Annotated in this window: 13 protein-coding genes; 2 read left to right on the top strand and 11 right to left on the bottom strand. The window is 76.7% G+C overall.

Features of this window, described 5'->3' with window-relative positions:
- Nucleotides 1-42: 42 nt before the first annotated feature.
- From NT8_RS21940 to NT8_RS21960, 5 genes are all read right to left on the bottom strand, one after another.
- The gene (locus NT8_RS21940) at nucleotides 43-1,929 is read right to left on the bottom strand and encodes an ABC transporter ATP-binding protein (protein WP_067972969.1); all 1,887 of its coding nucleotides are present in this window, start codon (nucleotides 1,927-1,929) and stop codon (nucleotides 43-45) included.
- Between the two features lie 401 nt (nucleotides 1,930-2,330).
- Nucleotides 2,331-3,341 (bottom strand): SDR family oxidoreductase, encoded by a 1,011-nt coding sequence (locus NT8_RS21945; RefSeq protein ID WP_067972936.1) that lies wholly within the window; start codon nucleotides 3,339-3,341, stop codon nucleotides 2,331-2,333.
- A 99-nt stretch (nucleotides 3,342-3,440) separates the two neighbouring features.
- Nucleotides 3,441-4,499 carry a glucose 1-dehydrogenase gene (locus tag NT8_RS21950; protein WP_067972939.1) on the bottom strand — a complete coding sequence of 353 codons (1,059 nt, stop codon included), beginning with the start codon at nucleotides 4,497-4,499 and terminating at the stop codon, nucleotides 3,441-3,443.
- 31 nt (nucleotides 4,500-4,530) lie between these two features.
- Nucleotides 4,531-4,782, bottom strand: coding sequence for a hypothetical protein (locus NT8_RS21955; RefSeq protein ID WP_067972942.1), 252 nt, complete (start codon nucleotides 4,780-4,782; stop codon nucleotides 4,531-4,533).
- A 97-nt stretch (nucleotides 4,783-4,879) separates the two neighbouring features.
- Complete coding sequence (locus tag NT8_RS21960) at nucleotides 4,880-5,626, bottom strand: SAM-dependent methyltransferase (RefSeq protein WP_067972945.1); 747 nt, start codon at nucleotides 5,624-5,626, stop codon at nucleotides 4,880-4,882.
- A gap of 185 nt (nucleotides 5,627-5,811) precedes the next feature.
- Here NT8_RS21960 and NT8_RS21965 point away from each other — a divergent pair, with 185 nt between their 5' ends.
- Together NT8_RS21965 and NT8_RS21970 are read left to right on the top strand one after the other, a co-directional pair.
- Complete coding sequence (locus NT8_RS21965) at nucleotides 5,812-6,039, top strand: potassium transporter TrkA (protein WP_067972948.1); 228 nt, start codon at nucleotides 5,812-5,814, stop codon at nucleotides 6,037-6,039.
- Between the two features lie 99 nt (nucleotides 6,040-6,138).
- Nucleotides 6,139-7,638 (top strand): cation:proton antiporter domain-containing protein, encoded by a 1,500-nt coding sequence (locus NT8_RS21970; protein ID WP_067972951.1) that lies wholly within the window; start codon nucleotides 6,139-6,141, stop codon nucleotides 7,636-7,638.
- Nucleotides 7,639-7,650: 12 nt separating this feature from the next.
- On the opposite strand, the gene NT8_RS21975 is transcribed toward NT8_RS21970, so the two are convergent.
- From NT8_RS21975 to NT8_RS22000, 6 genes are all read right to left on the bottom strand, one after another.
- The gene (locus NT8_RS21975) at nucleotides 7,651-9,126 is read right to left on the bottom strand and encodes an ATP-binding protein (RefSeq protein WP_084469171.1); all 1,476 of its coding nucleotides are present in this window, start codon (nucleotides 9,124-9,126) and stop codon (nucleotides 7,651-7,653) included.
- Between the two features lie 10 nt (nucleotides 9,127-9,136).
- Nucleotides 9,137-10,795, bottom strand: coding sequence for an FAD-dependent oxidoreductase (locus NT8_RS21980; RefSeq protein WP_067972954.1), 1,659 nt, complete (start codon nucleotides 10,793-10,795; stop codon nucleotides 9,137-9,139).
- A gap of 316 nt (nucleotides 10,796-11,111) precedes the next feature.
- Complete coding sequence (locus NT8_RS21985) at nucleotides 11,112-11,867, bottom strand: ZIP family metal transporter (RefSeq protein ID WP_067972957.1); 756 nt, start codon at nucleotides 11,865-11,867, stop codon at nucleotides 11,112-11,114.
- Between the two features lie 129 nt (nucleotides 11,868-11,996).
- A complete protein-coding gene (locus NT8_RS21990) occupies nucleotides 11,997-12,458 on the bottom strand; it encodes an ANTAR domain-containing protein (RefSeq protein WP_169805245.1) in 462 nt (153 codons plus the stop codon).
- 292 nt (nucleotides 12,459-12,750) lie between these two features.
- Complete coding sequence (locus NT8_RS21995; protein ID WP_067972963.1) at nucleotides 12,751-13,794, bottom strand: hypothetical protein; 1,044 nt, start codon at nucleotides 13,792-13,794, stop codon at nucleotides 12,751-12,753.
- Between the two features lie 201 nt (nucleotides 13,795-13,995).
- A complete protein-coding gene (locus tag NT8_RS22000; protein WP_067972966.1) occupies nucleotides 13,996-14,271 on the bottom strand; it encodes a DUF2277 domain-containing protein in 276 nt (91 codons plus the stop codon).
- Nucleotides 14,272-14,495 lie beyond the last annotated feature (224 nt).

Consider the following 14,495-nt stretch of genomic DNA (forward strand, 5'->3'; position numbering starts at 1 on the left):
GCGCCCCCGGCAGGGGGCGCGGCGGCGCGGGTCGGCGGCGGGTCAGGACGCCGGCGCGGGCTCCGCGTCCGCGTCGGCGAACTGGGTGCGGTACAGCTCGGCGTAGCGGCCGCCCGCGTCGAGCAGGTCGGTGTGCGTGCCCCGCTCGACGACGCGGCCGTCCTCCACCACCAGGATGAGGTCGGCGGCGCGGATGGTGGACAGCCGGTGGGCGATCACCAGCGCCGTCCGCCCGGCCAGCGCCTCGCCCAGGGCCTCCTGCACCGCCGCCTCCGAGGTGGAGTCGAGGTGGGCGGTGGCCTCGTCCAGGATGACCACGCGCGGCCGGGCCAGCAGCAGCCGGGCGATGGTCAGCCGCTGCCGCTCGCCGCCGGAGAGCCGGTAGCCGCGCTCGCCCACGACGGTGTCGAGGCCGTCGGGCAGTTCGGCGATGAGGTGGTCGAGGCGGGCCCGGCGCAGCACCTCCCACAGTTCGGCGTCGGTGGCCTCGGGCCGGGCGAGCGTCAGGTTGGCCCGGATCGACTCGTGGAACAGGTGGCCGTCCTGGGTGACCATGCCGACCGTGCCGCGCAGGGACGCGGCGGTGAGGTCGCGGACGTCGACGCCCGCCACCCGCACGGCCCCCTGGTCGACGTCGTAGAGCCGCGGCAGGAGCTGGGCGATGGTGGACTTGCCGGCGCCCGAGGAGCCGACGAGCGCGACCATCTGCCCCGGTTCGGCGCGGAACGACACGTCGTGCAGCACCGGGGCGCCGCCGCGGGTGTCGAGGACGGCGACCTCCTCCAGCGACGCGAGCGACACCCGGTCGGCCGAGGGGTAGCCGAAGTGGACGCCGTCGAACTCGACGGCGGCCGGGCCGTCGGGCACCGGGCGGGCGTCGGGGCGCTCGGTCACCAGCGGCGCGAGGTCGAGCACCTCGAAGACCCGCTCGAAGCTGACCAGGGCGCTCATGACCTCGACGCGGGCGCTGGCCAGGGCGGTCAGCGGGGCGTAGAGGCGGGTCAGCAGCATGCCGAGCGACACCACCGCGCCGGCCTCCAGCTGGCCGCGCAGGGCGTAGAACCCGCCGAGGCCGTAGACCAGGGCGAGCGCGAGCGCCGAGACCAGGGTCAGGGCGGTGACGAACACCGTCTGCACCATGGCGGTGCGCACCCCGATGTCTCGGACCCGGCCGGCGCGCTCGGCGAACTCGCGGGACTCGTGGTCGGGGCGCCCGAACAGCTTGATCAGGGTGGCGCCGGGGGCGGAGAACCGCTCGGTCATCTGGGTGCCCATGGTGGCGTTGTGCGACGCGGCCTCGCGCTCCAGCCGGGCGAGCCGGGCGCCCATGCGCCGGGCGGGGAGCACGAAGACGGGGAGGAGCAGCAGCGCCAGCACGGTGATCTGCCAGGAGATGCCCACCATGACCACGACGGTCAGCAGCAGGGTGACGACGTTGCCGACCACGCCGGAGAGGGTGTCGCTGAACGCGCGCTGGGCGCCGATCACGTCGTTGTTCAGCCGGCTCACCAGCGCCCCGGTGCGGGTGCGGGTGAAGAAGGCCACCGGCATCCGCTGCACGTGGTCGAACACGGCGGTGCGCAGGTCGAGGATGAGCCCTTCGCCGATGTTGGCCGACAGCCACCGGGTGACCAGGCCGATGGCGGCCTCGGCGACGGCGATGACCGCGATCAGCGCGGCGATCCAGGTGACCACGGGGAGCGGTTCGGCGCCGATGATGGCGTCGACCACCCGCCCGGCCAGCAGCGGGGTGGCCACCGCCAGCACCGCCGTGACGACGCTGAAGACGAGGAACAGCAGCAGCCGCCGCGTGTGCGGCCGGGCGAACCCGGCGATGCGGCGGAGGGTCGCGCGGGAGAAGGGACGCCGGTCCTGCTGGGCGTGCATGGCGTTGTACATCGAGTGCCATGCCGTGACTTCCATGGACATGTCGGACACCACCGGGGGGTTCGTCGGTACGGAACGGCCGGCGGTCGATCCGGTCGTGTGATCGCAGCGTAGAACCTCAAGTTAAGTTGAGGTCAATCGCGCGGTCGGACGCCCGGGACGGGCCGTGGAGGGGGAGCCCGCCCGGACGCCGCGGACCACAGCACACCACACGGGTACGACAACCCCGCGCGCCACGGACAGCGGGGGTGGCGGCGGCGCCCACCGGCGCACCGGTGGGCGGCCGCACCGGCGGACGGCCCGGAGCGGGGCCGGTGAACGGGCGCGCCCGCCCGCGCGGGGCGGGCGTGAGAGGCCGGCGCCGCCGGGCGCGCGCGGCGCCGGTAAGCCCCGGAGCGGGCAGAGACGGAGCGGGCGGGCCGGAGCGGGCGGCCCGGCCGCGTTCAGCGGCGGCGGGCGAGGACGGCGGCCCCCGCGGCCGCTGCGGCCGCGGCCCCGGCGGTCAGCGCGCCCCGGTGCCGCGACGCCCACAGCTGGGGGCTGGTGCGGGCGGCGTCGGCGTCGAAGCGGCCGTGCGCCCCGTGGTCGCGGCCGTCGGCGCCGTCCACGGGCTCCCACAGGTTCGACGGGCGGTCGCGGCGGCGGCGCTCGCCGGTCTGCTGGGCGTCGTAGCCGGTGCGGGCGAGGTAGCGGTCGAGCAGGCCGGGCGCGACCCGGTCGCCGAGCAGGGTGAGCACGGTCGACCCGCCGACCCAGTACTCGCGCCGCCGCGGGTGGTCGGCCGCGTGCACGACGGCGGTCGCCGCCACCTCGGGCTGGTAGATGGGCGGCACGGGCTGGGCCCGGCGCGGCAGCCGCGACCGCACCCAGTCGAACTGGGGCGTGTTGACGGCGGGCAGTTGCACCATGGTGGTGGCCACCCCCGACCCGTCGTGCAGCAGCTCGCAGCGCAGCGCCTCGTGGAACCCCTGGATGGCGTGCTTGGCCGCGCTGTAGGCGGCCTGCAGCGGGATGCCCCGGTAGGCCAGCGCCGACCCGACCTGGACGATGGCGCCCCGGTCGCGCGGCAGCATGCGGTCGAGCGCCGCCTTGGTGCCGTGCACGTAGCCGAGGTAGCAGACCTCGGTGACCCGGCGGAACTCCGCCGCGCCGATCTCGGTCACGGGCGCGAACACCGACGTGAACGCGTCGTTGATCCAGACGTCGATGGGGCCCAGCTCCTCCTCGGTGCGCGCGGCCGCCGCGTCGACGGCCTCGGCGTCGGCCACGTCGACCGGCAGCACCAGCGGGACGCCCCCGACCGCGCGGACGTCGTCGGCCGCCGCCGCGAGCCCCTTCTCGCCCCGAGCCAGCAGGGCGACCCGGTCGCCGCGCTCGGCGAAGCGCCGCGCCACCGCGCGCCCCACCCCGCCGCTGGCCCCGGTGACCACCACGACCTTCCCGCCCGATGCCATCGCCGCGCTCCTTCCGCCGCTCCCACCCGATGTCCGGCGCCCCGCTACCCGGCGGCCCCACCGCTAATCCGGCCGGCACCGGGGGGGGGCGCGGGCCGGTCAGGCGCCGCCGTCGAGGGTGATGGCGACCTTGACGTCGTCGGGGCGCGGGTCGAAGGCGTCGAGCGCCCGCTCCAGGGGCACGCGGCGGGTGATCAGCCGCTCCAGCCAGGGGCGGTCGGCCGCCGCGAGCGCGTCGGCGGCCGCGCGGTAGTGGTCCAGGTTGGCGTTCACCGAGCCGATGACCACGTCGTTCTGCAGCACGATGTCGCGGTTGACCCGCCCGATGTCGGCGTCGAGCGTGCGGCCCGGGGAGGACACCCCCGTCAGGCAGACGATGCCGTAGGGGCCGGTGCCGGCCATCGCCTCGAACACCAGGCGGGCCGCCCCGGTGCACTCCACGACGATGTCGGGGCGGACCCGCCGCGCCACCTCCGCCACGTCGCCCGCGTGGTAGGCCGCGCCGAGGTCGGCCGCGAGGCGCGGCTTGGGCCCGTCCGACACGCGGTCCAGGACGTGCACCTCCAGGCCCCGCTGGGCGCCCAGCAGCGCCGCCAGCAGCCCGATCGGCCCGGCCCCGGTGACCAGCACGGTGCGCGGGTCGAACCAGGACCGGCGGCCGACACGCTCGATCTGGTCCCACGCCTTGGCGACGACGGTGGTGGGCTCCATCAGCACCCCGGCCCGCCCCAGAGCGGGGTCGATCCGCACGGCGTAGTCGGCCTCGACCGTCCACCGCTCCGCCGCGTACCCGTCGATCTCCTTGATGCCGCGCTCGGTGTAGCGCCCGTTGCGGCACATGTCGAAGTGCCCGTGCGCGCAGGCGCCGCAGGGCACCGGGTCGGGGCGGCGCACCACGCCCGCCACCAGGTCGCCGGGGGCGAACCCGCTGTCCGGCGGCGCCGTCCGCACCCGGCCCAGGGACTCGTGGCCCAGGACCAGCCGGTCGCGGCCGGGCGGGGCCCAGCCGTACAGCGCGTCGGCGATCTCGCGGTCGGTGCCGCACACCCCCACGGCCAGGCCGTCGACCAGCAGCTCCCCCGGCCCGGGTTCCGGGTCGGGCACCTCCTCGACCCGCAGCGCCCCCTTCTCGCCCGGCCGCACCGTCAGTGCGCGCATCGGTCGTCCCTCCGTCGGTCCGGTCGGCGGCTCAGCCGCCGAGGTGCTCCACCGCGTCGTTCAGCCGCCGGGCCGGCGCCGCGGTCTCCTCCTCCGACACGCCCGCGCCGGGGTCGACGCCGAGGTCGGCGCGCCCCGCCACGCGCAGGGCGCCCCGGTGGTCGGGCCCCTCCAGCGCCGCCGACGGCACCACCTCGGCCGCGCCCCGCACCACGACCAGCACGGGGTCGGGGTCGTCGGTGCGCAGCAGCCGGGCCACGTGCTCGGGGCGGACCACGTCCATCGTCTCCTCCGTTCGCCGGGCGCCGACCGCCGGGCGCGGGCGGCCACGCCCCCGCGCTACCCGCCCCGCCCGGGCCGACACCTGCCGCCGCCCCGGGTCACCCGGCCGGGGCGGTCAGGGTGAGGTAGCAGAACCCCATGACGCCGCGGAAGCCGCGCAGCCACCAGCCGCGCGCCGTGTCGGCGCGGGCCCGCAGCGCGGCGGCCTCGGCCGGGTCGGCGCAGGCGGCGGCGCGCCGCTCCCAGTCGGACAGGTAGCCCGATTCGAAGGCGTCCCACTCGTCGCCGTTCGCCGACTCGATCCAGGCGGGGCGGAACCCGGCGTCGAGCGCCGCGTCGACCACGTCCGCCGTCGCGGGCAGCTCGTCGGCGGTGGCGCCCGGCCACATCGCCGCCAGCTCCCCCGCAGTGGGGGTCCGCTCCCACACCGCCGTGCCGAACACCACGGTCCCGCCGGGCGCGACCACCCCGCTCAGCGCCCGCAGCGCCGGGGCGGTGCCGCCCAGGGCGTGGTCGGCGCCCACGCACAGCACCGCGTCGAACGGTCCGCGCACGGCGTCGGCGGGCCCGGCCGTGAACTCCGCCCGGTCGGCCAGGCCGCGCCGTTCGGCGGCGGCGCGGGCCCGCTGGAGCAGCCGGTCGTCGGTGTCGACGCCCGTCCCCGTCGCGGCGGGGCAGGACTCCAGCGCCCGCAGCAGCAGCTCGCCCCACCCGCAGCCCAGGTCGGCGACCGTGCCGGGGCCGGCGGCGGCGACCCGGTCGGCCAGCCGCCGGGCGCGGGCGTCGGACAGCGGGGCGTTGAAGTCGAGCCCGGAATAGGTGTTCGCGGCAGTGGTGTCGGTCATGGCGGGCCACCGTAGTCCCGGCCCGTCCGGCGGCGCGACCGGTTTTCCCGCACCGCCGCCCGGCGGCGGGTCCCGCCCGCCGCCGTCCGCGGCCGGACGTGGCATGCTAGGAGGCCCGCCGCGCCGACGGACGCGGCCGCGGCGCGGTGCCCGCGCGACCCCGGCACCGCCACCCAGGAGGAGCCATGGGCCACGGCGTGCACACCCAGGAACTGCCGGGCATCGGCACCCGCTACGACATCGACGCGGGCGGCCAGGGCCAGCGGGTGTCGGTCGTCGTCCGCCGCGACGGCAAACGCGACCTCTACGTGTTCACCGGCGCCTCCGCCGACCCCGACGCCGTGCTGGAGCTGACCGAGGCCCACGCCCGCAAGATCGCCGCGGTCCTCGGCGGCACCTTCTTCGAGGGCTGACCCGGGCGGCCGCCCGCGCCGCCCCCCGCCGCCCCACTCCACCGCGGCCCGCTCCGCCGTGCCCCCGCGCCGCGCCGCCCGCCCCACCTAGGGAACGTCATGCACGACGAGCTGCTCAGAATCGGCGCCCTGATCCTCATCGCCGGCCTGCTGGCGCGCGGCGCCCGCCGGGTCGGCCTGCCGACGGTCCCCTGCTACATGCTCGCCGGCATCCTGCTGGGCCCGGGCACCCCCGGCCCCACCCTCATCGAGCACCCCGAGAGCCTGGAGCTGTTCGCCACCCTGGGCCTGGTCCTGCTGCTGTTCCACCTGGGCGTGGAGTTCCCCGTCGAGCAGGTCCTCGGCAGCGGGCGGCGGCTGTTCCTCGCCGCCGCCTGCTACATCGGGCTCAACGTCGGGGCCGGGTTCGGCTTCGGCCTGCTCCTGGGGTGGGGGCTGCCCGAGGCGCTGGTGCTGGCCGGCGCCCTGGGCATCTCCTCGTCGGCCATCGCCACCAAGCTCCTCATCGAACTGCGCCGGCTGACCAACGCCGAGACCCCGGTCATCCTCGGCATCATCGTCATCGAGGACCTGTTCCTCGCGTTCTACCTGGCGCTGCTGCAGCCCGTGCTGTCCGACGCCGGCACCCCCGCCGAGGTCGCCACCGGCATCGGCACCGGGTTCGTGTTCCTGCTGCTGCTGTTCGCCCTCGCCCGCTACGGGGCGCGGGCCGTCGGGGCGCTCATCGGCAGCCGCGAGGACGAGCTGCTCGCCGTGCTCATGGTCGGCCTGGTCGCGCTGATGGCCGGGCTGTCCTCCGGCATGGGCGTGTCCGACGCGATCGGCGCGCTGATGATCGGCCTGGTCGTGTCGCGGACCTCGGTGCGCGAACGCGTCGAGCGGCTGGTGCTGCCGCTGCGCGACGTGTTCGCCGCCGTGTTCTTCGTGACGTTCGGCCTGACCATCGACGTCGCCGGGCTCGCCGAGGTCGCCCTGCCCGTGGCCGCCGCCGTGCTCGTCACGATCGCCACCAACTCCGCCGCCGGGCTCATCGCGGGCCGGCTCTACGGCTTCAACCAGCGCGCCGCCGCCAACATCGGGTTGACCGTGCTCGGCCGCGGCGAGTTCTCGCTGATCCTCGCCACGCTCGCCATGGGCGCCGGCCTGGACCCCCGCATCGGCTCCTTCGTCGCCCTGTACGTGCTGGTGCTGGCCGTCCTCAGCCCGCTGCTGGCGTCGCAGTCGCGGCACCTCGCCCGGCTCATTCCCGACCGGCTGCTCACCGGCGGCTGGCGCTACGTGCGCGGCGAGACCATGAGCACCGCCTGCACCCACCTCGACCGGATCGACCCCGACGTGCGCGCCGACACGCTCGCCTGCCCGGCGTGCGCCGAGGACGGGATCGACGACTGGGTGCAGCTGCGGCTCTGCCTGACCTGCGGGCACGTCGGCTGCTGCGACGACTCCCCCGGCCGGCACGCCACCGCCCACTTCGAGGCCACCGGGCACCCGGTCATGGAGTCCTTGGCGCCCGGCGAGGACTGGCGGTACTGCTTCGTCGACCGCACCCTGGTCCGCGAACCCCTCGGCCGCGGCCCGGCCCACCACGGCACCGGGTGAGCCCGCGCCCGCTCAGATCCCCGGGGCGGGCAGCGGCAGGCAGACCGTGAACCGGGTGTCGCCCGGCTCCGAGGCCACCCTGATGTCGCCCTGGTGCCGGTCGACCACGATCCGCCAGGCGATGTCCAGGCCCAGCCCGGTGCCCTCCTGCGGCGGCTTGGTGGTGAAGAACGGCTCGAACAGCCGGTCGGCGGCGCCCGGCGCCAGACCGGGCCCGGTGTCGCCGATCTCCACCACCGCCGTCCGGTGGTCGCGGCGGGTGCGCACGGTCAGCGTGCCCGAACCACCCATGGCGTAGAGGGCGTTGTCGATGATGTTGGTCCACGCCTGGTTCAGTTCGGCCGCGGACACGTCCAGCTCCGGCAGCGTCCGGTCGTAGTCGCGGACCACCTTCACCCCGGGGCCGGTCTTGTGCCGCAGCACCGCCAGCGTGCTGTCGAGCAGCACGTGCACGTCCGCCCGCTGGTCGGGCGCCCGGTCGAGCTGCGTGTACTGCTTCGCCGTGCCGATGAGGTCGCTGATGCGCGCCACCGCCTCCGCGTTCTCGGCGAGCAGGGTCTCGGTCTCGACCACGTTGCCCAGCCACGCCATGGCCGCCGGCAGGTAGGCGCCGCCCACCCGCTCGGCCACCGACCGCGCCCACGCCGTGTCCAGGCCCGCGCCGACCAGGACCGCCGCGAGCCCGGGGGCGTCGGCCACCCCCCGGTCCTCCAGCCAGTCCGCCAGCTCGTCCTCGCGGTCGCTCACCGTCAGCGGGGACAGGTCGCACGGCCCGGCGGCGGCCGCCACCGCCTCCTCCTGCAGCTCCAGCAGCGCCGCCAGCGCCCCCGGGTCGGGCGCCTGCGCCGCCTCGGCCACCATCCGGCGCATCGCCGCGGTGCGCTCCCGCAGCTCCGCGCCGGCCCGCACCGCCGCGGCGGCCGGGTTGTTCAGCTCGTGGGTGAGGCCGGCCGTGAGCCGGCCCAGCGACATCAGGTTCTCGCGTTCGCTCACCCGGATCTGCGACACCCGCATGGTCCCGTAGATGCCCTGGATCAGGTGCATCGCCATGGGGTACCAGCTCGCCATCCACGTCACCATGACCGACGCCGGGAGCACGAACAGCCGGCAGTCGGACACCGCGACGGCGCTGTTGGCGTAGGGCGGGTCGCCGGTCGCGTCCTTGTCGATGAGGGTCAGCAGCGCTCCGAAGTAGGACCCGCGGTGGTCGGTGCGGACCACCTCGACCTCGCCGCCGCCGCGCACCCGCCGGTTGAGCGCGATCGCGCCCTCCAGCAGCACGTAGAAGCACGCGCCGGGGGTGCCCTCGGTGTAGATCGCGGCGCCCGCCGGGAACCGCGCCACCCGCCCCAGGGCCGACAGCTTCTCCAGCTTGGCCCGCCCCACCTGCTCGAACAGGAACAGCGTGGCGAGTTCCTCCGGCGCCACCCGGACGGCCTCGCCGTCGGGTCCCGCCGTCGCGGCGGTGCAGCCGTCGTCCTCGGCCATGGCCGGCCTCCTAGTCCGTGAGGTAGCGCTGGATGAGCGCGACCGCGGCGGCGCCGTCGCCCACGGCCGCCGCCACGCGCTTGACCGACCCGGCCCGGGCGTCGCCCGCGACGAACACCCCGGGCACGCTGGTCTCCAGGTGGTAGGGGTCGCGGTCGGGCGCCCACCCGCCGGGGCGGCGGCCGTCGGCGAGCAGGTCGGCACCCGCGAGCACGAACCCGTGGCCGTCGCGGCGCACCGCCCCGTCGAGCCACTCGGTGCGCGGGTGCGCCCCGATGAACACGAACACGTACTGGGCGTCGACCTCGGTGCGCTCCCCGGTGGCCCCGTCGCACAGGGTGAGGCGCTCCAGGTGGTCGCCGCCGTCGGCGGCCGCGATCCGCGTGCGCAGGTGCACCTCGATCGCGTCGATCGCGGCGATCTGCTCGATCAGGTAGTGCGACATGCCGTCGGCGAGACTCGCGCCGCGCACCAGCAGGTGCACCCGCTTGGCGTAGCGCGACAGGTGCACCGCCGCCTGGCCGGCGGAGTTGGCGCCCCCGACGATGTAGACCTCCTCGCCGGAGCAGTTGCCGACCTCGGTCAGCCCGGCGCCGTAGAAGACGCCGCGCCCGGTGAACCGGTCCAGGCCCGGGACGTCGAGCCGCCGGTACGACACGCCCGTGGCCAGCACCACCGTGTGCGCCGACACCTCGCGGCCGTCGGCGAACCGCACCACCCGCGCCGCCCCGCACGCCTCCAGCGCGGCGGCCTCGCTGGCCACCAGCAGCTCCGACCCGAACTTGACGGCCTGGCGGCGGGCCCGCTCGGTGAGCTGCCCGCCCGACACCCCGTCGGGGAACCCCAGGTAGTTCTCGATGCGGCTGCTCTGCCCGGCCTGCCCGCCGGTGGCCTGCCGCTCCACCAGCACGGTGCGCAGCCCCTCGGACGCCGCGTACACGGCGGCGCCCAGCCCGGCGGGCCCGGCCCCGATGACGACCAGGTCGTAGAAGTCGGCCGCGGGGACCGTGGTCAGCCCCACCAGGTCGGCCAACTGGGCGTCGGTGGGCGCGCACACCGACGCGCCGTCGGCCGCCACCACCAGCGGGAGCCGGTCGGCGCCGGTGCCGGCGGCGCGCAGCAGCGCCGCGCCCTCGGGCTCGTCGGCCAGGTGCCACCGGTAGGGGAGCTGGTTGCGGGCGAGGAAGTCGCGGATCTCATAGGAGCGCACCGACCAGCGGTGGCCGACGACGCGCGGGACGGCCGCCTCGGTGCGGTCGCCGGCCCGCCAGTGCGCGAGCTGGGCGTCGAGCACCGGGTACAGCTTCTCCTCGGGCGGGTTCCACGGTTTGAGCAGGTAGTGGTCGAGGTCGACGACGTTGATGGCCTGGATGGCGGCCTCGGTGTCGGCGTAGGCGGTGAGCAGCACCCGGCGGGCGTGCGGGTACAGGTCCATCGCCTGCTCCAGGAACTCGGTCCCCTGCATGCCCGGCATGCGCTGGTCGGCGAGGAGCACGGCGACCTCCTCCCCGCGCAGCCGCATCTCGCGCAGCGCCTCCAGCGCCTGCGGGCCGGACTCGGCACGCACGATCCGGTGGTCGTCGGCGTAGCGCCGGCGCAGGTCGCGGGCGATGGCCCGGGAGACACCGGGGTCGTCGTCCACGGTGACGATGGCGGGCCGGTCGGCCATGGGTCCTCCCCGCTACCTCCGCAGAGGGCTCGGTCGGTGGTTCGGCTGCCGGGCCGGGACCGGGGCGCCGCGCGGCCGCGGGCACCGCCGGGCACCGCGTCGCGCCGGACGGGTCGGCCGAGCGGGACCATCGTACGCACCCCGCCGGGCCCCCCGGCGGGCAGCACCGGACCCGGGACCCGGGCGGGCCCGGGAGCGGGGCGCCGGGACGGCGCCGGCGGACCCTGCCGGGCGGGCCGCCGCGCGGCCGGCGGCCGCCGCGGTCGCCTGCCGCGAGCGGGTCCCGGGGCGGCCCCGGGGGCCCGCTCCGGCGGCCTCAGCCGCCCAGGCGCTCGATGCTGAACGCGGTGAGGAACCCCGCCGCCGTGATCAGCCCGGTGAGGACATGGGTGCGCTCGAACGCCTCGGGCACCATGGTGTCGGCGATCATGGCGAGGATCGCCCCGGCCGCCACGGCGGTGATCGCGGCGACGGCGGTCGGCGGCGCCCCCTGCAGGGCGATGTTGCCCACGAGCGCGGCCGCGCCGCTCGCCGCCGCGATGCCGCCCCACACGCCGAACACGTACCCGGGCCCGCGCCCCGCCCGCTTCATCCCGGCGGCGCTGGACAGGCCCTCGGGCACGTTGGAGATCGCGATGGCGGCGAGCACGGCCACGCCCACCCCGCCGCCCTTGAGCAGGGAGACGCCCAGCACGACCGACTCCGGCACCCCGTCGAGCAGCGCGCCGACGGCGATGGCCGCCCCGCTGCCGGGGGCGTCGGCCTCGGAGGGCTGGTGACCGCCGGACCGCTTGCGGTGCCGGGCCCCGCGCCGGGCCAGCACCGCGTTCGCCGCGACGTAGCCGACCGCGCCCGCGCAGAACCCGAGCGCGGTCGCGGCCAGTCCGCCGGTGCGCTCGGCCTCGTCGACCAGGTCGAACGCGAGCGCGGAGATGAGCACGCCCGCGCCGAACGCCATCACCCCGGCGACGGCGGCGCGCGGTACCCGCACCCACCAGGCCACGGCCGCCCCCACGACCAGCGCCCCACCGCCGACGAGCCCCCACAACCCCGCTTCGAGCCACTGCGGCACGCCCTCACCCCCTCGTTCCCCCGCCCGCTGCCCGACCGCGCGGAACCGACACCGGGACCGGGGCGCGCAGCCGGTCGCCGGGCGGCCGCCCGGCACGAGAAAGAGGCGGACCGCGACGGCCGCCACGGCTCAGCGGCGGGGCCGGCCGTCCTCGGACCTGCGCGGGGCGGGGGTGACGGGGCGGGGCGGCGGTGGCGCCGCGCGGCGCGTCCGGTCGACCCGGAGCTGCTCGACGGCCTCGCGCAGCGGACGCGACCGCGCCTCGGCGGCCCCGGAGGGGTCGGCCAGGGCCCGGCAGATGTCGCGGATCTTGACGTTGGTGTTGTTGGACACGGCGACGAGCCGGGACCAGGCCGCGTCGGCGTCGCACCGCCACACGGCCATGATCATGCCGACGGCGCGGTCGATGTCGGCGCGGCTGTCCAGGGCGGCGGACAGGGTGGTCACCTGACGGCGCAGCCGGTCGTTCTCGCGCGCCAGCTCGGCTTCGCGGTCGGCGCGCTGCGGGCCCCGGATCGGGGCGGTGTCCGGCCGCAGCGCGTCCGCCGGCTCGCGGTCGTCAAGGCACATCGCTCCGTGTCCCTGCTCCATGGACCCCCCGTTTCCCAGAACCGTCCGGTTCCGCCACGCGGACCGGTCCCGGCCGCAGTGGGACCGGACGCTGCTCGCGAGGGGCGACATATGCTCCGATCAGCGGCAATAGGCCGCATCCGCGACCGGATGGCACCACACTACGCAGAGGCGGCGCGGTATCCACGCAGACACACCGGACGCCCCCGCCCGGTTACCGGCGCCCGCGCACCCCCGTTGACCTCGGCGGTCGGCCTCGACGCCGTCGGCCCTGCGCGCGCTCCTCCGCCCGGGGCGGGGGCCGGGCGGGCGGCTACTGCATCAGCTCGGTGTGCGGGTGGCGGGGGTCCGCCGGGCAGACGTAGAGCTGCTGCTGGTAACCGCTGGCGATCTGGACCTTGGTCGGCATCCGCGGGTCGAACCCGGAGTGGGGGGACGGCGCGGCGGCCTCCGCCTCGTTCGGAATCCAACTGCGGGTGCCGGCGTCCCATTCGAACGTGGCGATGGTCAGCAGCGGGTCCATCCCGGTGCCGCAGGCGGGGCAGGGCCGGGCGACGGGGTCGGTGGGGCCCCATTGGGGCCAGCCGCCGACCTTCCAGCCGGGCGCCACGGACAGCTCGCCGCGGTAGACGCTCTCCAGGACGGGGGCGCCGGGATCGTCCGGGGCGGCACCGGCGGCCGCCCACGCGTCCGCCCGCCTCAGCCGCTCCCGCAGGTCCGCGCCGAGTTCCAGGGGGTTGGGGTACTCGGTGACCTGCTCCGGGTCGAGCACGCACGGCTCCGGCAGGTAGCCGTCGTACTGCACGGCCGACGGTTCCGGGGGCCGGGCGAGGACGCGGGTGACCGCGGCCGAGGACCGCCAGACCAGCGCGGTCCGGGGCATGAAGGCCTCCGGCGGGTGGTCGAAGGGGCACCACAGCACCTGGAGCAGGTCCGTCCCGGCGGGCGCGGGCAGATCGGGCACGTCACGCGCGTACAGCTGCGCGACCGGCAGCATCGCCACCGAGCCGTACTGCGGCGCGGTCGGCGGGCTGGTCAGCGGGTACACCGCGGACGCCAGCCGGCCGAGGGCCCTCTGCTCCGCCGGGGTCCGCCGCCTGCCGCGCACGGCGGCACGGAGGCGCCGCAGCCGCAGGTCCGCCAGGGCGTCGTCCACCGCGACGGTCAGGTCGTGGGGTCCGTCGCAGTGCGGCCACGGCTCACCGGTCGGCCACAGCAGCGGACCGCCGACCGAGCTGTCGCCGGCGGTCGGCGCCCCCGGGCGGGGGTGCAGCCGGGTCGCGGTACGCGCGAGCGGTGCCAGCTCGGGGACGACCCGGGTGACGGCGATCGGCCGCGGGGGTGTGGTGCGGGTCATTCCGGTCCTAGGGGAGAGGTCGGCCGCTGCGGGCGGGCGCCAGGCGGCGGGCCCGGCCGCAGCGGCCGCGGGTATCGGGGTGGCGACCGGTGCCCGACGGTCCCCGCCACAAGGACGTGGAGAGCGAGCAGGCGGCACCTTTATGGCGTAGATCTCAAATGGGACATACACGGACGGAACAACCGGTGGGCCGCCGGGTGGTCAGCCCGCCGTGCCGTAGCGCTGGCGGGCGCGTTCGGCGGCGCGGGCGGCGTCCTCCTCGCGGGACCGGGGCGGGGCCGAGGTCACCAGGTCGGCGAGCAGCTCCTCGGTGGCCGCGGCGACGGCGGCCACCGCGCGGTCGAACGCCTCACGGTTGGCCTCGGACGGCCGGGCGGTCCCGCTGATCTTGCGCACGTACTGGAGCGCGGCGTCGTGCACCTCCTCCGGCGTGGCGGGGGGTGCGTAGTTGTGCAGGCGGCGGATGTTGCGGCACATACGGTCAGCCTACGTCCGACCGGTGACAACGGGCGGGCGGCGCCGGGGCGTGACTTCCGGAGGCTTCCGGATCGGCGAGCGGCCGCGCCCCTCCTCTGCCCGCTCCGCGGGCCGGCCCAGCGGAGGCCCTGGGCGGCGGTCGCGGGCCGATCCGCGAGCGTGTCCCCGGTGGACGCGGACCCGGACCGGTCCGGCGATCCGACCTAGGGAGTGTTTTTTGGAGG

The sequence above is a fragment of the Nocardiopsis trehalosi NBRC 14201 genome, assembly GCF_001552555.1.
GTDB classification, from domain to species: domain Bacteria; phylum Actinomycetota; class Actinomycetes; order Streptosporangiales; family Streptosporangiaceae; genus Nocardiopsis_B; species Nocardiopsis_B trehalosi.